Origin of the sequence: Kribbella flavida DSM 17836, from assembly GCF_000024345.1 — a bacterium.
Lineage (GTDB): Bacteria > Actinomycetota > Actinomycetes > Propionibacteriales > Kribbellaceae > Kribbella > Kribbella flavida.
Window position 1 is genome coordinate 4,961,078 of record NC_013729.1, and the last position, 17,189, is coordinate 4,978,266.

Here is a 17,189-nt window from a genome sequence, read left to right on the forward strand (position 1 = left end):
TATCGCAACTAAAAGACGCACCCGTCCACACCCATGAAATCTGTCTGGCCGGCCACAAGGCGTACTACGCGTACCGACCGGCAGCGCCGCTGCCCCGGTCCCGCCGCCGCGCGCTGATCGGCAGCACCCGCGTGCACCGCGTGCTGATCGGCGCCGCCCACGTGCACCGCGTCCTGATCGGCACCACTCACGTGCACCGCGTCCTGATCGGCACCACTCACGTGCACCGCGTCCTGATCGGCACCACCCACGTGCACCGCGTCCTGATCGGCACCACCCACGTGCACCGCGTCCTGATCGGCACCACCCACGTGCACCGCGTCCTGATCGGCACCACCCACGTGCACCGCGTCCTGATCGGCACCACCCACGTGCACCGCGTCCTGATCGGCACCACCCACGTGCACCGCGTCCTGATCGGCACCACCCACGTGCACCGCGTCCTGATCGGCACCACCCACGTGCACCGCGTCCTGATCGGCACCACCCACGTGCACCGCGCCGGGAGCCGGCACGCCCGCGAAAGGCACGGCTGTCCGGCTGTCATCACCGACTGCACCGGAGCCCGCAACCAGGCCTGGCAGCTCAACGAGGACCTGTCAGTCAGCAGCGCCGCCCGGCCCACGACAGGTGCGTACCCGGCGTTGGGCGATCGAGCAGCGCCGCTGCCCGGGCCTAGCCCTGCCGCCTCAGGTCTCGCTATAGCCCTGCGCCCGAGGTCCCACTGGAGTCGGAGGGCGGCTACCACCGCCGCCTGACCTACTGCGCCTGCTCGATTCCGACGTTGGCCGATAGCAGCTAATTCACTTGCCGTCCCACAGCGACAGCCCGACGATCGGTACATGACCACGACCACAACCCTTCTGCCGTTGACCTCCGCCGAACTTCCGGTGGCGGCCCAGCAGCAGACCGGCCGACTGTGGGGACCGATCCGCTCCCGCTCGTGATCACCGCGCTCGTCGCCGGTCTGCTGGCCGGCTACGGCATCGCCATCCCCGTCGGCGCCATCGGCACCTATCTAGTAGCCCTCACCGCCCGTACGAACTTAAGGGTCGGCGCCGCAGCCGCCCTCGGCGTCGCAACCGCCGACGGCCTCTACGCCCTCGTCGCCACCCTCGGCGGCTCCGCGATCGCTCCGGCCCTCGCGCCCATCACCACACCCCTCAAGTGGATCTCTGTCGCGGTGCTCCTGACTCTCGCCGCACGCGGAGCCGTCACCGCATTCACCCAGCACCGCCGCATCCAGTCCACCAACAACTCAGCCGTGCCACTACCTACCCCCATCAGGGCCTACATCACCCTGCTCGGCATGACGCTGCTCAACCCCACCACGATCATCTACTTCACCGCGCTGGTCCTGGGCGGCCAAGACACCACCACTCCCACCTACCTGGAACAGTCCCTCTTCATCCTCGCCGCCTTCGCAGCCTCCGCCTCCTGGCAACTCCTCCTCTCCGGCAGCGGCGCCCTCCTCGGCCGCCTACTGACCAGCCCCCGAGCCCGCCTCCTGACGGCGCTGGCATCCAGCGCCCTGATCACCGCCCTGGCCGTCCAGATCCTCATCACCACCATCTGACCGACTCCAGCACCTCACCGACCCCGCCGTGAAGTCGCTCGACCTTGCTCCGGGACTGAAGGAGTCAGCGTTCCGGGCTGGCGGAGTCCTCCCCGCGCGTTCAGCACGCCGGTCTACCACGCTCGGCACCGCCGTGCTCGCGCACTGACTAGACCCGGTACATCGAGGCAGCTATGCGGCGGACGAGTGTCCTGGCACCTAGATGGCGTGGCGGCTCGAGCCTGCGTGATCAGTCTCAGCAGCGCGGGCGCTCCTAGGTCTATCTGCCCTTCGGCGAGACCAAGTGCTCCAACATGGGCCACGAACTCGGCCCGGCAATCATCGAAGTTGCTGAACACGGAGTCGATCCGCCTGTAGCCGGCAGCTCAGCTGTACGGCGCACACCATGCGGGGACCTCGGACAGGACGCAGCCTGTCCAAGGTCCCCGCATGGTGTGTGAGGTCCCTGATCGGACCGGGGCCGGAGCACGATCGGCAGGCCGCAGAGGCGGAACGGCCGGGCAAGACACCGCTCACACGCAAAACGGCCTCCGCACGCTCGCCTCCCCACGCCGCCCGCGCACCTCGCGCTACCGCACCCACGCCCGCGCACCCCCGCACGATCGCCTCCCCATCCCGCCCCCGCACCTCGCGCCACCGCTCCCACGCCCGCGCACCCCCGCACGATCACCTCCCCACACCGCCCGCGCCGACGTCGGAGTCGGTCTCGTCCGTCGAGGTACTCGTGCTCGGACGGACTTCCGGCGGGAACCGCGCACCGATTGCCCTGGCTCGACTCGCTCGCGCCGCCGTTCCCAGTCCATGCACCTCCGCACACTTAGCCGGAGGTTCTTCCCGAGCGACGAACTGCTCGGGCCAGGACGGTCGGCATATTTCCTCTGCCCCCGCGATCCACGCGATGCTCCCCAGCACCACCCGCTGTCCCACTACATCCGCCACCCCTCCCCAGCACCACCCGCTGTCCCGACGTTTCCGCCACCCCTCCCCGGCGTCCGCGGCGTCCCGGCGTCCATGCCGTCCCCGCGAGCCGCTGCTTGGTGCCGTCGACGAAGCCGCCGCTGCCGCGGTGCTCTCCGCCCGTCCCAGCTGCTGCCCCTGTCGTTCCTGCTGTGCGTGCAACGCCGCTGTCCCGCCGCCCTGCCTGCAATCCGCTGACCCGCTGCCCGCTGACCCGCCGCAGCCCGCTGGACGTGTTGCCGTACGAGGACCCGGCGCCCCGCCACCCGCTGTCTCGCCGGACTCCGCTGACCCGCTGCCCGCTGACCCGCTGCACCCCCGCTGGACATGTCGCCTACAGGGAACACCCAGCGCCTCGCTACCCGCTGTCCCGCGGGCATGCTGCCTCGCACGAGCACGCTGTGCGGACGAGCGCGCACCTCCGTACGGCGTCTCACCGTCGACCCCCAGACCTGCTCGCCGCGAACCCGGCCCCTGGAACGATGGCTGGATGACGAGCATGGTGTGGATCGGTGGGGCGCCCGGTGCCGGCAAGTCGACGGTTGCTCGGCGGCTGGCGCGCGAACGGGATCTGCCGTTGCACCCGGTTGATCTGTGGACGTACGACCATCTGGAGCGGATACCTGCGTTCAGGTCGCTGGCCGAAGAGGTTGCCGAGGGCCCGGAAGAGGCCGCTGCGGTGTTCATCGAGATTTCGCGGGCGCGGCTGGAGGTGCTGGTGGAGGACGTGCGGGAACGCGGGCTCGGCGAGGTCCCGGCGCTGGTTGAGGGGCCGCAGCTGTTGCCGTCGATGCTGCGTGCTGAGGTTCGCGCGGCGATCTGGCTGGTGCCTGATACCGAGCAGACGCGGAAGGCGCGGGAGCAGCGGCTCGCCGGTGTCGACGATCCCGCCGCGCGGGCTCAACTGGATGCCCTGCTCGCGCGCGACGCCGTACTCGCGCAGCGGATTCGGGAAGAGGCGGCAGCTGCGGGGCTGCCTCTCATCGAGCTAGGTCCTGCTCCGGACTGGGAGGCGGTCTTCGCGACGGTCGAAGCGACTTTGGGTGACCTCCCGAGGCTCCAGCCCGGTGAGCAGTTGAGCAGGCAGCGGCGCATCGAGAACCGCGCCGCCTGCCGCCAACTCCGCCTCTGGCAGGCGGACCGGGGATTCGCTGAACTGCCGCCATTTCCCTTCGCGTGCGAGTGCGGCCGGTCCGGCTGCGCCCTGACCGTCGAAGGCAGCCCGGACCAGTACGACGCGCACAGGAACTCGCCAGTGCTCGCGGACGCCCATGCGGGTCACCGATAGTCATTCGCACAGACGCTGTGGCCAACGGCCCCGGAGACCCGCGTCGCGCCACTGACGCCGTCCAGCCGACTCGAGCAGAACTCAGGGACTGCTGATGTAGCCGGTGCGATCGTCGTGGGCTCGGCCTGCGAGCGACGTGGCCGTCAGGTCGTACGGCGTCCTGGGTGTCCGGAGTTTGACGCCGTACATCGCGACCGCCAGGACTCAGACCAGCGGATCAGCTTCGAGCGGGCGGGGTTACGGAGAGTTTATGGGGGAAGATGGGGGTTACGGGAGGATGGTTACCGGCTGTGGAGAAGTGGGGACGCACCCTGTGGGCGGTGGGAGCCGGGTGTCCCCTACGATGCACCGCATCCGGATTTGATCGGATTCCCGGTCGGATCGCCCCAAGTCCGGCTGGCGGGTTCGCCACCAAGAGTGTGAGGGTGTGGCTATGAACATCGGTAGTCGGAAGATCGTCGTGGACGAGGCCATCGCGCAGCTGCGGCTGTACTGCGAGTCCAACGGTGCGGTGCTGAAGTACTACGACGGGCTTCCGGGGCTGACCACGGTCGGTGGTTCGGAGCCGGACAAGGTGACGCTGGAGGACCTGGCGCGCACGATGGTGGTCGGCTCCGACCTGCGCGCGCTGGACATCCCGTGGTTGCTCGAGGTGGACGCGGAGAAGGAGTTCGCGGCGATTCCGGTCAAGGCGCGGCTGGAGGACGCACCGCCTGGTTCGGAGCTGTTCGACGCGGCGATCGCGCTGGATGAGAAGTTCTCCGGTCACCGCGGGTTCGGCCACGCGAAGAAGGCGAAACTGCTGCACCTCAAGCGGCCGTACCTCTTCCCCGTCAGCGACAGCTTCATCCGCATGACCTACAGCGAGGCCTCCGCCGGCGCGGAGTTCCTCGCCGCGGTGCACCGCGACCTGGTGAGCCCCGCCAACGTTCGCGACTTCGCGGTGCTGCAGACCCGGCTGATCGCGGAGCCCGCGACCTCCCCCGCGAAGGTCCTCGCCGAGGCCCCGACCCTTCGGCTGCTCGACATCCTCGCGTCCCTGCTGGGCGAGGCCAAGTAGCCGGTACGCCGACGCCGGCGGCTCGTCCGCCAACCGCGCACACGCACGCCCTGGGATGAGCAGCCGAGTTCGACCCACACCCTGGCGCACGCGGACAACGCACCGGTCCACCTCCCGGAGACCGACCGGGACTAACTCACGCCCAGCCGCGCCAGCGGCTCCACCAGTTCTCGTTCCTCGTAGGAGAGGTGGGAGAGCAGGGTGTCGTCGAGCAGGTCCACGGCTTCGCGGAGGGCGTTGATCGTGGCGGAGCCGTCGACCAGGCCTACCAGCGCTTTGTCGATTCCTTCGAGCACGTCGTGGATGACGAGGTGCTCTTCCTGGAGGCGGTCGACCACCGGGGTGAGACGGGAGTCGGCGCGGCGGAGGCGGGGGAAGAGAGACGCGTCTTCGATGGAGTGGTGGGTGGTGACGAGGCGGCAGTAGGACTCGCAGTAGACGCCGAGGGTCCAGTTGTTCTGGCGCATGGTCATCGTGTTGATGTGGGAGCGGGCTTGGCCTACTTCGAGGGACCCTGCGGCGACCTGTTCGACCAGGTCGCGGATCTGCTCGAGTTCGGAGCGGAGGTGGTCGTGGACCTGGATGAGGTGCCGGCCGGAGGCGAGTTGGTGCGGCGTGTAGGTGCGGTCCGGGTCAAGCGCGGGGCCGGTGGGGCGGGCCGACTCGTCCCACGGGACGACGGAGCTGCGGCGTACGGTCGGCGGCGGAGTTGGTACGACCGGGAAGTTGCTCTCGCGCGCAGAGGTGGGCACGGCGGCCGCAAACGCAACAACCGAAGAGTCCGAGCTCGCCGGCCCCAAGGACGCAGCGTCGGCCGGCACAGAGCCAGCAGCGGCCGGCACAGCAGAAGCAGCAGTAGCTCGGCCAGCAGCCACCGCCTCCCGCACCCCCGCCGCCACCTCGGCGAAGCGCCGGATGTCGTCCGGGTCGTCCGACGCCAGGATGTACGTGCTCATCCCCTCGGTCAGCGTCAGCTCGGTCAGCTGCTCGATCCAGACCTCCTCAGGACCCTGCAGAAACCCACTGCGGCCGTCGAAACGCCCCGACACGTTGTAGAGCCGGCGCACCGTTGACGGCTCCCGCCCGGCTGCCACAGCGGCTTCGTCGATGATCTTGTTCATCGCAGCAAGCTCGTCCGGCCCCGCATACGCACTGGAAGGCAACCAGCCGTCGGCCGACCGCCCCGTCAACGCGAGCATGCGAGGCTTGTAGGCGCCCAGCCAGATCTCCACGTCGTGGGCCGGCGCCGGGCCACGCTTGGCTCCGCTGAGCGAGTAGTGCTCGCCCGCGAGCCGGATCCCGCCGCCCTCCGGCTTCCACACCTCACGGATGATGCCCACTGCCTCTTCCAGCGCAGTGATGCTCTGTCCAGCAGTCAGCTGCGGCCCACCGTTCGCAGCAATGGCCTCACGGAAGCCACCGGCGCCCAGCCCCAGCTCCACGCGCCCACCGGTCAGCAGGTCGAGCCCAGCGACGCTGCGCGCCAGCACGACGGGGTGCCGCAGCGGCAAGTTCGCCACGTTCGTCGCAACCTTCACCGACTGGGTGTGCGAGGCGATCACCGTGAGCAGAGTCCACGCGTCCATCAGCCGCGGCTGGTACGGATGGTCCTGCACAGTGACCAGGTCCAGGCCGACCTGCTCGGTCACCTGTGCCAGCGCGACCACCCGCTCCGCCTGCTCCACCACCGGAGTCAGGAACGTCCCGAAGACCAACTCGTGCCCGTAGTCCATCATTCACACCTTCGTTGCCGCAGTTAGTTCGTGACACGTACTATTGACCTGACGAACAAATTACTTCGTGCCACGAACATTCACAAGCCCGTCCGTGGGGAGCAGCACCGGATGCAAGAAACACTCGGAGCGGCGAGCAGCCTGGTCCGGCTCACCTTCCTCGTGCAGAGCCTGTACGCCGAGGTTGGGCGCGGCTGTGACCTCACCCAGGCCCAGGCGCAGATGCTGTGCTCACTGGCGGGTCGTTCCGTCGGAATGGCGGAGCTGTCGGCAACGCTCGGCGTCGAGCGGTCCAGCCTGACCGGGCTGGTGGATCGCGCCGAGCACCGCGGCCTCGTCGTACGGCACCAGGACGCCAAGGACCGGCGCGCGGTGAAGGTGTCGCTCACCGAGGACGGCAACGAGGCGCTGCAGCGGTTCCACCGGGAGCTGACCGACAGGCTGGAGCTCATGCTGGCGGAGTTGCCTGACGGCGAGCGGGAGCAGTTCACCGGCACCTTGCGACGCATAGTGGCCGATGCCCCCGCGGTGTTCGCGGACGAGCCGCAGCCAAAGGCGTAGCAGCGAGCACCCCCGCCCTAGGCCCCGGGCACCAGCGCAAAGGCTTCCTCCAGCGACAGCGACCGCCCGGCCGCGAACTCCGCGTCGTACCGCTCCCCCAGCAACGCCCGCGCGGCCTCGGCGATCCGCTGCGGGTCAGCGGTCTCCGCCGGCGTGGCCGGTAGCCCCTCGGCCTCCTGCACCGCGGCAGCCGCTCCCAGCAGGCGCGCTGCGACCGCCGGCGCATCGGAGACCAGCGTGCCGGCGATGCCTTCCAGCGACCAGGCCATCGATCTGCGTGATCCCTGCTCCAAGCCGAGGCCGTACGACTCCACGTGCAACGCGCGCGCAGCGAGGGCCTCCCCCTGCAGCGACAGCAGGAAGCCCAGCTCGTCCAGCACCATCGGCAGGTAGAGCACCGAGTCGTCCTGCCGACGGGCCTCATCAACCAGCGTCTGCAGGCGCTTCTCCGCGACATCCAGGTCACCACTTCGCCGAGCCGCGAAGCCGAGCACCAGCGCGCCGAGCGACTCCAGCGGCCGGTGCCCCTGTTCCAGCGCCAACTGGAACGCCTGCTCCCCGTACGCCGTCGCCTGCGCGTAGTCGCCTTCCCGAATGGCGGTCCAGCCGAGCCAGCCGTACTCGGCCGCGACGTCCGGCCACAGCCCGAGCTCCTCCGCCATCCGCAGCGCCTCGGTGTGCAGCTTCACCGCGCCCCGGAAGTCGCCGACCAGCTCGGCGTGCGCACCGAGCCAGCCGAGCGCCTGCAGCTGTCCCCACCGATCCCCGAGCGCGCGGAACAGTCGAGCACTCTCGCCGGCGTCCCGCTGCAACGCGTCCAGGTCGGTCCGGACATGCGCGTGCTTCGCCCGCGCGGCCAGCGCCGCAGCGATCCCCCACCGATCTCCGGACTGCTCGAACGACGTCAAGCACTGCTCCAGCATCCCCAGCGCGTGCGACAGATCGCCGGAATCGCTGCAGTGCAAGGCCATCCACAGCACCGACCGCGGCCCGACCTCAGACAGGCACCGGTCGCGCAAAAGAGAAGCCTCCGCATCTCCGTGCAGGTACATGTACCCCGCCAGCCAGGCCGCCACCTCAGGCGTCTCCGGCACCGCCTCCAACGACCGCCGAGCCTCAGCGAACCGCCCCCGCAGGAACCAGTACCAGCCAAGCGCCGTGACCAACCGCTGAGCCAGTACGTCGTCCCCCGCGGCGACGGCTCCGTCCAGCGCGCTCCGTAGATTGCCGGACTCCTCGTCGAGCCGCTGTAACCAGACGGCCTGCTCGGCGCCGTACAGGTGCTTCGACGCCAGCTCGGCCAGCTCGGTGTAGTACTGGCGATGCCGCTCGCGCACAGCCTCGTACTCGCCGGCCCGGTGCAGCTTCTCGACGCAGTACGCCGCCACGGACTCCAGCAGCCGGTAACGCATCCCGTCGACGCCTCGCACCGGGACCACCAGCGAGCGATCGACCAAGCGGACAAGGACATCCAGGACGTCGTCGTCCACCGCGCACACCGCTTCCGCAGCCTCCGCAGTACACCCGTCAGCGTGCACGGCGAGCCGGCGAAGCACCACCTGCTCCTCGGGGCTCAGCAGCTCCCACGACCAGTCGATCATCGCCATCAACGTCTGCTGCCGTGGCGCCGCACCCCGATGGCCGGTGGCAAGCAGCCGGAACCGATCGTCCAGCCGCGCGACAAGTCCCTGCACGCCCAGCGCCCGCACCCGAGTCGCGGCCAGCTCCAGCGCGAGCGGGATCCCATCGAGCCGGCGGCAGAGCACCGACACCGCAGGAGCCGTCTCCTCGTCCAGTTCGAAGGCACGATCCGCAGCAGATGCCCTTGCCACGAACAGCTGCACAGCACTTGAGTCCTGCAACTGCTCGACCGTGTCCTGGGGCCCTGGCACGCCCAGCGTCGGCACGTTCCACACGGCTTCACCCGTCAGCCCCAGTGGCTCGCGGCTCGTCGCCAGCACCCGTAGCGTCGGCGCCGCCGCCAGCAAGCACTCGGTCAACGCGGCCGCCTCGGTGATGACGTGCTCGCAGTTGTCCAGCACCAGCAACCGCTCGCCCAGCACGGACGCGAGGTGGTCCACGACCCCCTCCTCCGCGCCGGCCGCCTCCCGCAGGTCCAGCGCGACCTGAAGGGCGTCGGTCAGAGAACCGGTCACATCCAGCGCGTCGGGCGCCACACCGGCTAGCTCGACCAGGATGACTCCGTCCCTGAAGCGCTCGGCGACCTGAGCCGCCGCTGCAACGGCCAGCCGGGTCTTCCCGACGCCGCCAGGACCGGTCAGCGTCAGTAGGCGGCCCTCGGCCAGCCGCTGCCCGATCTCGGCCAGCGCATCCGAGCGACCAATCAGCTCTGTCAGCTGAGCAGGCAGATTGCTTCGCCGTTGAGGCAGCTGCGGCAGCTCCTGGTTCAGCACCGACTGCTGGAGGGCCGCGAGCTCAGGACTCGGGTCCAGACCCAGTTCGTCCGCCAGCAGCACGCGGAGCTGTTCGTAGCTGTCCAGCGCCTCGCTCTGCCGGCCGGCGCGGTACAGCGCCTTGATGTGCGCCGCTCTGAGCCGCTCGCGCAGCGGATGCCGGGCGACCAGGTCCGCGATCGCGCTGATGTCGTCGCAGTGGGTCTCGTAGTACTGCTCCTGCGCGCTCAGCCGCTGCTCGTTCAGCCGGGCGACCGTCGCTTCCGCGAAGGGCTCGTCCGCGAAGTCCGCGTACGCCGGACCGCGCCACAGTGCCAGCGCCTCCGCCAGCAGGCCCTGCTCCAGCAACGTGGCGAACTGCAGTGCGTCGTACGTCGCGCTGTCCACCTTCAGCGAGTACCCGGCGGGGCCGGACGTCACCAGGGCCCGGCTGCCCGGCTCAGCGTCCTCGAACGCGCGCCGGAGCTGGGACACCTTGGCTGACAGCGTGCCGGCGGGGTTGCCGGGCAGGTCCTCGCCCCAGAGGTCGTCGATCAGCCGGTCTGCCGGCACCGGGCGGCCCTCGTGCACCAGCAGATCCGCCAGCAGGGCACGCACCTTCAGGCCTGGCACTGTGACAGCCTCACCGCTGTCCGTCCACGCCGTCACCGGTCCGAGCACCCCGAATCGCATGGCGGCACCCTATCTTTTCGGCCGAACCGCCGACCGGCCGGAAGGACCGGAAAGAATCCGTAAACCCTCTCCGGCAGAGTCCTCTTCAACAGCACGACCCGAGCTGCAACCGGAGCGGAGGTGGAGATGGAGATGGAACTGAACGTCGCAGTGATCGTCGGGAGCACCCGGAGCGGGCGTTTCGGACCCACGGTCGCCGGCTGGTTCGCCGGGCACGCCGCCAAGCGGCCCGAACTGACCATCGACCTGATCGACCTGGCCGCTGCGAACCTGCCACCCACACTGACCGACTGCGACGAGCCGACGCCCGCCGAGGTCGCCGTACTGGCTCCCAGGCTGGCTGCCGCGGACGCGTTCGTGGTGGTGACGCCCGAGTACAACAGCAGCTTCCCGGCACCGCTGAAGACCGCACTGGACTGGTACTACGAGGAGTGGCACGCCAAGCCGGTCGCCATCGTCAGCTACGGCCGGGAGAGCGGCGGACTGCACGCCGCCAGCCAGCTGCGGCAGATCTTCAGCGAGCTGCACGCCGTGGCCATCCGCAACACGGTCTCCCTGCCTTCCTACTGGGAGCAGTTCGCCGCCGACGGGAGCTGGCCCCGGCCGGGCTCCGGTTACGAGACCGCGGTGAAGACTACGCTCGACCAGCTCATCTGGTGGGCCGGTGCACTCCGCACCGCCCGCCTGCACTCCCCCTACCGAGCCTGACCCGCCCCGAAAGGACCAGCAGCATGCGCAAGATCATCGAGAGCACCTTCCTCACCCTCAACGGCAGCATCTCCGACCCGCAGGACTGGAGCGCGCCGTACTGGGACGACGACCACACGAACTACAGCATGAAGCTGATGGAGGGCACCGACGCCCTGCTGCTCGGCCGGGAAACCTACGAGGGCTTCGCGGAGGCCTGGTCCGGCCGCAGCGGCGACCCGTACACCGACAACTTCAACGCGATGCCGAAGTACGTCGCCTCCCGCACGCTGACCGAGACCACCTGGAACGCGAAGCTGCTCGGCGACGACGTCGTCGCGGCGGTGCGGAAGCTCAAGGAGGAGGACGGCGGCAACCTGCTGAAGTTCGGCACCGGCTCGTTCTCCCAGACCCTGCTCGAGCACAAGCTGGTCGACGAGTACCACTTCTGGATCTTCCCGGTGGTGGCCCCGGGCGACCGGATGTTCGGCGGCCTCGATCTGGCCGTGACCCACCTGGACCTGGTCGACACGACGACCTTCCAGTCCGGCATCGTCGTGCACAAGCTCGCTCCGAAGGCGTGAGCCGCGGCCCCGCCGGGAGCGCAGTGCCGAAATCTGTTCCAGGGCCGGCCAACGTTTCCCGGGCGGCACGCATCTCATCTCTGTGGAGGCGAGACGCATGCTGTCCTGGGAAGAGGCTCAGTCGTTCAACCGGCTGGCCGAGCTCTACGACCGGTTGGGTGAGCTGACCGACGACCGGGTCGCCGCCTGGCTGCCGTCGGTGCTGCCCGTCGGCGTACCGGCGGCCCGCGGTCCGGATGCGCCGGCCGATTCCCGGGCGACCGGCAAAGCCCTCGACCTCGGCTGCGGCGCCGGCCGGCACGCGGTGGTCCTGGCCGAGTACTTCGAGCACGTCGACGCGGTCGACCTGTCCGGCGCCATGATCCGGCTGGCCCGTCGCAAACGGGCCCGAGGCAACATCAGCTACCTCGAGTCCGACCTGCGCGACCTCGACGGCCAGTACGCCTTCGTGCTCAGCTCGGCCACCCTGCACCACGTCCCCGACCTGCCCGACGCCCTGCGGCAGATCCGCGGACTGATCGCCCCCGGCGGCCGAGCCGCACTGGTCGACACCGTTTCAGCCAGGCCGGCGAATCCCCGCTGGTGGCTGTACGGCGGTGAGATCCGCAAGTTCCTGCGCAACCTCGTCCGCCGTGGCCCTGCCGAGGCGTGGGAGATCTTCCGGCTGTCCACCGGCCGCTGGCTCGACCACCGGGTCAGCGACCGCTACCTGAGCCGCGAGCAGTTCGAGCGCGTCTACGCCGAAGCCTTTCCCGGCGCGACCTTCACCCGGGTCGGCAGCGCCCACGCGATGATCTGGGACCACCCGCAGAGCCGCTGATCAGGCCTTCTGCAAGGAGCTGAGCAGGCGCCCCTGAGCCTGCTCCAGGTGGTACGCGAGGTGCTCGGCCGCCGCCGCCGGGTCGGCGGCCTCGATCGCGGAGAGGATCGCGGCGTGCTCCTCGGCCACGTTCGACGGCTTGGCGGTCCGGTGGGCCTGGTACTGGCCCATGGTCAGGTGCACCTCGCCGATGATCAGCTCGTGCATCCGCGCCAGCCGGCGGCTGCCGACGCCGGCGACCAGCGCGGTGTGGAAGGCGATGTCGGCCTCGACCTGGTTCTCGAACAGCCGGTCGCGGGCGGCGTACTCGATCGCGACCTGGGCCTTCGCGGCCGCGGCCGGGACCTGGCCGGTGCCGGCCAGGGCGGACACCGCGGCCTTCTCGATCGTCACCCGGCTGAAGAACAGGTCGCGGATCTCGGCCTCGTCGAGCGTCGGCACCACCGCGGTCTTGTGCGCGGTACGCCGCAGCAGGCCGAGCGCGACCAACCGCTCCAGCACCGCCTTCGCGGTCGGCCGGGCCACGTTGTACTCCGTGGCGAGCCGGACCTCGGTGAGCTTCTCGCCCTGCGGGATGTCGCCGTTGACGATGCGCTTGCGCACCGACTCGTACAGCGCCTCGGTCAGCGAGGACGGCCCGAGCTCCAGACTCGTTTCGGTACCCACCGGCGCACCCCTCCTGTGTCGAATGGTCAGGCAAGTGTACTGGTCAACCAGCTCACCGGAAGGGCTCGCGAGCTCAGTAGCCCGCCGACTTGTCGACCACGTTGAGCAGTTCCTGTCCTGATCGGAAGCGTCGCAGGTTCTGCCCGACGATCTGCTCGCCACGCCGCGCGGTGGCGGTGCTGGTCGCGCCGTTGTGCGGGGTGACGATCACGTTCGGCAGGTCCCAGAACGGGCTGTTCGGCGGCAGCGGTTCGACGCCGTGCGCGTCCAGCCCGGCACCCGCGATCTGCCCGTCCCGCAAGGCCGCCAGCAACGCGCCGTCGTCCGCGATGCCGCCGCGGGAGATGCAGACGAAGTACGCCGTCGGCTTCATCCGCGCGAACGCGTCCCGGCCGAACCGCCCGCTCGTCGCGGGCGTGCTCGGCGCCGTCACCACGACGAAGTCCGACTCGGCGAGCAACGCGTCGAGCCCGTCCTCGCCGTACACCTGGTCGACGTACGGCGAGGGCAGCTCCGGGCGACGCCGTACGCCGACGACGCGCAGGTGGAACGCCTGCGCCTTGCGGGCCAGGTCCATCCCGGCGTTGCCGAGACCGTAGATGCCGAGGGTCTGCCCGGCGAGCTCGCCGTGGGTGAAGCGGTCCCAGCGGTGCTCGGCCTGGGCCCGCATCCAGCGCGGTACGTCGCGGTTCAGCATCAGCAGGAGCAGCATCGCGTGCTCCGCCAGCGGAATCGCGCCGTTGCCGGCCGAGGAGGTGAGCACGACGTCCGAGGCCAGCATCTGCGGCGACAGGTCAGCGTCGACCCCGGCCGCCGGGCTGTGCACCCACCGCAGCTTCGGCGCCCGGGTCAGCACCTCGGCCGGCACCCGACCGATCACCGCCTCCATGGACTCCACGACGCCGGGAGCCACCTCCTCCCACCCGTCGAGGAACACCAGCTCCTGCTCACCCGCCGCCTCCACGAGCGCCGGATTCTCCTTGCCGACCACAACGATCATCACTTGAGTCCCGTCGTCGCGATGCCGCGGATCAGGTACTTCTGGGCGAACGCGAAGAAGACCAGGATCGGCAGCAACGACAGCAACGACATCGCGAACAGCATGCCCACGCCGCTCTGGGTCTCGGAGTCGACCATCGAGTTCAGCGCCACCGGCACGGTGAACACCTGCGTCCTGGTCAGGTAGATCAGCGGCACGAAGAAGTCGTTCCAGGTCCAGATGAAGGTGAAGATCGTGGTGGTCACCAGGGCCGGACGCATCAGCGGCAGCACGACGTACCAGAAGGTCAGGAACGGCCCGGCGCCGTCGATCCAGGCGGCCCGGTCCAGCTCGCGCGGCAGGGTCCGGATGAACTGCACCATCAGGAACACGAAAAACGCGTCGGTGGCCAGGAACTTCGGGATCAGCAGCGGCCAGTAGGTGTTCACCAGGTCGAACTGCGAGAAGAAGATGTACTGCGGTATCACCAGCACGTGGAACGGCAGCATCACCGAGGCCAGCGTGATCGCGAAGTACAGCTTGCGCATCCGGAACTGCAGCCGGGCCAGCGCGTACGCCGTCAGCGAGCAGCTGAACAGGTTCCCGGCGATCGAGCCGAGCGTGACCAGCAGCGAGTTCAGGAAGAACACCGAGAACGGCCGGTTCAGCGCGTGCCAGCCGTCCTTGAAGTTGTCCAGGGTCAGGTCGTTCGGGATCAGGCCCGGGTCGGTCAGGATCTGGTCGGCCGGCTTGAACGCGCTGACCACCATCCACACCAGCGGGTAGACCATGAACGCGACGAACACCAGCAGCCCGGTGTGCTTGAGCGCGGACCGGATCCGGCGCTGCCGCACCGGCGGCGGGCTGCTGATCACAGCGGCGGTGGTAGTGGTCATCAGTTGTCTCCGTAGAAGACCCAGTACTTCGACACCAGGAAGTGCAGCGCGGTGATCGCGCCGATCGCCGCCATCAGCACCCAGGCCAGCGCCGAGGCGTAGCCCATGTCGAAGGCGACGAAGCCCTGCTGGTAGACGTACAGGGTGTAGAAGAGCGTCGAGTTCGCCGGTCCGCCGGTCCCGCCGCTGACGATGTGCGCCTGGGTGAAGGTCTGGAACGCGCCGATCGTCTGCAGGATGAGGTTGAAGAAGATGATCGGGGTCAGCAGCGGCACGGTGACGTGGGCGAACTGGCGTACGACGCCGGCGCCGTCGACCCGGGCCGCCTCGTAGAGCTCGTCCGGGATCTGCCGCAGCCCGGCCAGGAAGATCACCATCGGCGACCCGAACGTCCAGACGTTCAGCACGATGAGCGTCGCCAGCGCCGTGCTCGGGTTCTGCAGCCAGCTCTCGCCCTCGATGCCGATCAGCGCCAGGCCTTTGTTGATCAGGCCCGCGTCGCCGAAGATCTCCCGCCACAGGATCGCGATCGCGACGCTCGTGCCGAGCAGCGACGGTAGGTAGAACGCGCTGCGGTAGAACGCCAAGCCGCTCAGGCCGCGGTCGAGGATCAGCGCCAGCAGCAGGGCGAACCCGAGCTGCAGCGGCACCGACACCAGGACGTAGACCAGCGTCACCTTGACCGACGCCCAGAACTGCTCGTCGTCCACCATCCGGCGGAAGTTCTCCAGCCCGCTCCACTCCGGCGGGTTGAGGATGTCGTAGTCGGTGAAGGCCAGGTACAGCGACGCGAACAGCGGTACCGCGGTGATCAGCAGGAAGCCGAGCAGCCACGGGATCAGGAAGACGTGCGCCGCGCGTCCCTGCCGGGTGAGGTGGAAGGCCGGCCGCTTGCCCGTCGCCGCCGGGGCGTCCGGCGGCGACGGGTGCTCGACCGGCCGTTCCGCTTGGGTCAGCATCGGCGGATCACTGCGCCCGCTTGATACCGGCGGAGATCTCCTCGACCAGCTTTTTCGCGCCGTCCGGCACGCTGGTCCGGCCGAGCGCGATCTCCTCGCAGACCCGGGTCATCGTGGTCCGCCAGGTGCTCGACCCGGGCGGCGCCTCGTACCGCGGCCTGCGTTCGGCGACCCGCTCCTTGCCGACCAGCGCGAGCATCTCCTTCTCGTCCTGGCTGGCGAAGGCGACGGCCTGCTCGGCAACCTTCGGGTTGGTCGGCGCGCCCATCGTCAGCCGGACCGTCTTCAGCATCTCGGGGTTGTTGACGTTGTAGTCGAGCACCTTGCCGGCCGCCTCGACCTTGGCGTCGTCGATGCGCTGGTAAACCGCCATCCGCGGGAAGTACAGGTACTTGTGCCCCGCGGTCGCGGCCGGGTCGACCGGCATCGCGCGCAGCCGGAACCGCTCCTGGGGAAACATCTTGGCGTCGTCGATGATGTGGTTGGAGTTGCCGAAGTTCGCCAGCACCAACTTGCCGACCTGCGCCCAGTCCGGCCCCATACCCTCCTGCTCGCTCAGCGACAGCGCGGCGCCGGACTTGCGCAGCTTCTCCCACCAGTCGAGCCAGCTGCCCAGACCGTCGGGTGTGAAGCCGACCTGGCCGTCCTCGGTCCACAGTTGCTCGCCCCGCTGCCGCAGCCAGGCCTCGAAGGTGAGGTCGTGGTCCGGCGCGTACGGCACACCCTTGCGCTTGCCCGGGTTGTTCTTGCTGTAGGCAACCAGCAGGTCGGCGAAGGAGTCCCAGTTCCAGCCCGGGCCCTCGGCCGGGATGGTCACCCCGTCGGCCTTGGCCACGGTCTCGTTGTAGCGGATCACCGGGACGAAGATCGCGAACGGCACCGTGTTCAGCTCGCCGCCCAGCTTGAAGCTCTCCAGGTCCTCCTTGCTGTAGTCACCCCAGTTCAGCGTCGGGACGTCGTCGAGCTTCCGGTACAGCTTGCTCTTGTGGTACGTCAGCACCTGCGGTGAGGCGATCCAGAAGATGTCGGGCACGTCCCGGGCGGCGATCTGGGTCGTCATCCGCTCCTGGAACGCGCTGTACTCGGCGAACTCGGGCTCGATCCCGATCCCGCTGTTCGCGGCGGTGAACTGCTGCAGCGCCTTGGTGTAGTTCTGCTGACGGATGGTGTTGCCCCACCAGGCGTAGCGCAGAGTGGTCTTGCCGCCGGCGTCTCCACCGCCGGCACCTCCGCTGCCACCGCCGCAGCCGGCCACCGCCGCGGCGGACAGCCCGGCCGCCGTCGTTCCCAGGGCGAGCTTCAGAAACCCTCGCCGATCAAGTCCGGTCATCACGGTC

General features: G+C 69.3%; 15 protein-coding genes. 8 read left to right on the forward strand and 7 right to left on the reverse strand.

Going from position 1 to position 17,189, the window contains the following annotated elements:
• Positions 1–131 precede the first annotated feature (131 nt).
• From KFLA_RS22850 to KFLA_RS22865, 4 genes are all read left to right on the forward strand, one after another.
• Positions 132–758 carry a hypothetical protein gene (locus KFLA_RS22850; protein ID WP_012922186.1) on the forward strand — a complete coding sequence of 209 codons (627 nt, stop codon included), beginning with the start codon at positions 132–134 and terminating at the stop codon, positions 756–758.
• A 185-nt stretch (positions 759–943) separates the two neighbouring features.
• Entirely contained in the window at positions 944–1,576 is a 633-nt protein-coding gene (locus KFLA_RS22855; RefSeq protein ID WP_148256706.1) for a LysE/ArgO family amino acid transporter, read from the forward strand.
• Between the two features lie 1,447 nt (positions 1,577–3,023).
• On the forward strand, positions 3,024–3,821 hold the full coding sequence (locus tag KFLA_RS22860; protein ID WP_148256707.1) for a zeta toxin family protein: 798 nt from the start codon (positions 3,024–3,026) through the stop codon (positions 3,819–3,821).
• Between the two features lie 433 nt (positions 3,822–4,254).
• Positions 4,255–4,881, forward strand: coding sequence for a DUF6308 family protein (locus KFLA_RS22865; RefSeq protein WP_012922190.1), 627 nt, complete (start codon positions 4,255–4,257; stop codon positions 4,879–4,881).
• 131 nt (positions 4,882–5,012) lie between these two features.
• Here KFLA_RS22865 and KFLA_RS22870 read toward each other — a convergent pair whose 3' ends face one another.
• On the reverse strand, positions 5,013–6,614 hold the full coding sequence (locus KFLA_RS22870) for an LLM class flavin-dependent oxidoreductase (protein ID WP_202797013.1): 1,602 nt from the start codon (positions 6,612–6,614) through the stop codon (positions 5,013–5,015).
• Between the two features lie 111 nt (positions 6,615–6,725).
• Here KFLA_RS22870 and KFLA_RS22875 point away from each other — a divergent pair, with 111 nt between their 5' ends.
• Positions 6,726–7,175, forward strand: a complete 450-nt coding sequence (locus KFLA_RS22875) for a MarR family winged helix-turn-helix transcriptional regulator (RefSeq protein ID WP_012922192.1) — start codon at positions 6,726–6,728, stop codon at positions 7,173–7,175.
• A 17-nt stretch (positions 7,176–7,192) separates the two neighbouring features.
• Here the strand turns inward: KFLA_RS22875 and KFLA_RS22880 are convergent, their stop codons facing one another.
• Positions 7,193–10,261 carry an AfsR/SARP family transcriptional regulator gene (locus tag KFLA_RS22880; RefSeq protein WP_012922193.1) on the reverse strand — a complete coding sequence of 1,023 codons (3,069 nt, stop codon included), beginning with the start codon at positions 10,259–10,261 and terminating at the stop codon, positions 7,193–7,195.
• 126 nt (positions 10,262–10,387) lie between these two features.
• Between KFLA_RS22880 and KFLA_RS22885 the strand changes: the two genes are divergently transcribed.
• The 3 genes from KFLA_RS22885 to KFLA_RS22895 all read left to right on the forward strand — a co-directional run bounded on the left by KFLA_RS22885 (position 10,388) and on the right by KFLA_RS22895 (position 12,352).
• A complete protein-coding gene (locus KFLA_RS22885; protein WP_012922194.1) occupies positions 10,388–10,969 on the forward strand; it encodes an NADPH-dependent FMN reductase in 582 nt (193 codons plus the stop codon).
• Positions 10,970–10,992: 23 nt separating this feature from the next.
• Positions 10,993–11,532, forward strand: coding sequence for a dihydrofolate reductase family protein (locus KFLA_RS22890; RefSeq protein WP_012922195.1), 540 nt, complete (start codon positions 10,993–10,995; stop codon positions 11,530–11,532).
• Between the two features lie 97 nt (positions 11,533–11,629).
• Positions 11,630–12,352, forward strand: a complete 723-nt coding sequence (locus KFLA_RS22895) for a class I SAM-dependent methyltransferase (RefSeq protein WP_012922196.1) — start codon at positions 11,630–11,632, stop codon at positions 12,350–12,352.
• Here the strand turns inward: KFLA_RS22895 and KFLA_RS22900 are convergent, their stop codons facing one another.
• The 5 genes from KFLA_RS22900 to KFLA_RS22920 all read right to left on the reverse strand — a co-directional run bounded on the left by KFLA_RS22900 (position 12,353) and on the right by KFLA_RS22920 (position 17,182).
• A complete protein-coding gene (locus tag KFLA_RS22900; protein ID WP_012922197.1) occupies positions 12,353–13,018 on the reverse strand; it encodes a GntR family transcriptional regulator in 666 nt (221 codons plus the stop codon).
• A 73-nt stretch (positions 13,019–13,091) separates the two neighbouring features.
• Positions 13,092–14,018: a D-2-hydroxyacid dehydrogenase gene (locus KFLA_RS22905; protein WP_012922198.1), complete on the reverse strand. Its 927-nt coding sequence runs from the start codon at positions 14,016–14,018 to the stop codon at positions 13,092–13,094.
• On the reverse strand, positions 14,018–14,893 hold the full coding sequence (locus KFLA_RS22910; protein ID WP_012922199.1) for a carbohydrate ABC transporter permease: 876 nt from the start codon (positions 14,891–14,893) through the stop codon (positions 14,018–14,020). Before KFLA_RS22910 ends, KFLA_RS22905 begins: the two co-directional genes overlap by 1 nt.
• Entirely contained in the window at positions 14,893–15,852 is a 960-nt protein-coding gene (locus KFLA_RS22915) for a carbohydrate ABC transporter permease (protein WP_012922200.1), read from the reverse strand. Before KFLA_RS22915 ends, KFLA_RS22910 begins: the two co-directional genes overlap by 1 nt.
• A 7-nt stretch (positions 15,853–15,859) precedes the next feature.
• Complete coding sequence (locus KFLA_RS22920; protein ID WP_012922201.1) at positions 15,860–17,182, reverse strand: ABC transporter substrate-binding protein; 1,323 nt, start codon at positions 17,180–17,182, stop codon at positions 15,860–15,862.
• Positions 17,183–17,189 lie beyond the last annotated feature (7 nt).

Coding starts and splice junctions, on each gene's coding strand:
- KFLA_RS22860 (WP_148256707.1), top strand. CDS start 3,024: ATGACGAGCATGGTGTGGATCGGTGGGGCGCCCGGTGCCGGCAAGTCG.
- KFLA_RS22865 (WP_012922190.1), top strand. CDS start 4,255: ATGAACATCGGTAGTCGGAAGATCGTCGTGGACGAGGCCATCGCGCAG.
- KFLA_RS22870 (WP_202797013.1), bottom strand. CDS start 6,614: ATGGACTACGGGCACGAGTTGGTCTTCGGGACGTTCCTGACTCCGGTG.
- KFLA_RS22875 (WP_012922192.1), top strand. CDS start 6,726: ATGCAAGAAACACTCGGAGCGGCGAGCAGCCTGGTCCGGCTCACCTTC.
- KFLA_RS22880 (WP_012922193.1), bottom strand. CDS start 10,261: ATGCGATTCGGGGTGCTCGGACCGGTGACGGCGTGGACGGACAGCGGT.
- KFLA_RS22885 (WP_012922194.1), top strand. CDS start 10,388: ATGGAGATGGAACTGAACGTCGCAGTGATCGTCGGGAGCACCCGGAGC.
- KFLA_RS22890 (WP_012922195.1), top strand. CDS start 10,993: ATGCGCAAGATCATCGAGAGCACCTTCCTCACCCTCAACGGCAGCATC.
- KFLA_RS22895 (WP_012922196.1), top strand. CDS start 11,630: ATGCTGTCCTGGGAAGAGGCTCAGTCGTTCAACCGGCTGGCCGAGCTC.
- KFLA_RS22905 (WP_012922198.1), bottom strand. CDS start 14,018: ATGATCGTTGTGGTCGGCAAGGAGAATCCGGCGCTCGTGGAGGCGGCG.
- KFLA_RS22910 (WP_012922199.1), bottom strand. CDS start 14,893: ATGACCACTACCACCGCCGCTGTGATCAGCAGCCCGCCGCCGGTGCGG.
- KFLA_RS22915 (WP_012922200.1), bottom strand. CDS start 15,852: ATGCTGACCCAAGCGGAACGGCCGGTCGAGCACCCGTCGCCGCCGGAC.
- KFLA_RS22920 (WP_012922201.1), bottom strand. CDS start 17,182: ATGACCGGACTTGATCGGCGAGGGTTTCTGAAGCTCGCCCTGGGAACG.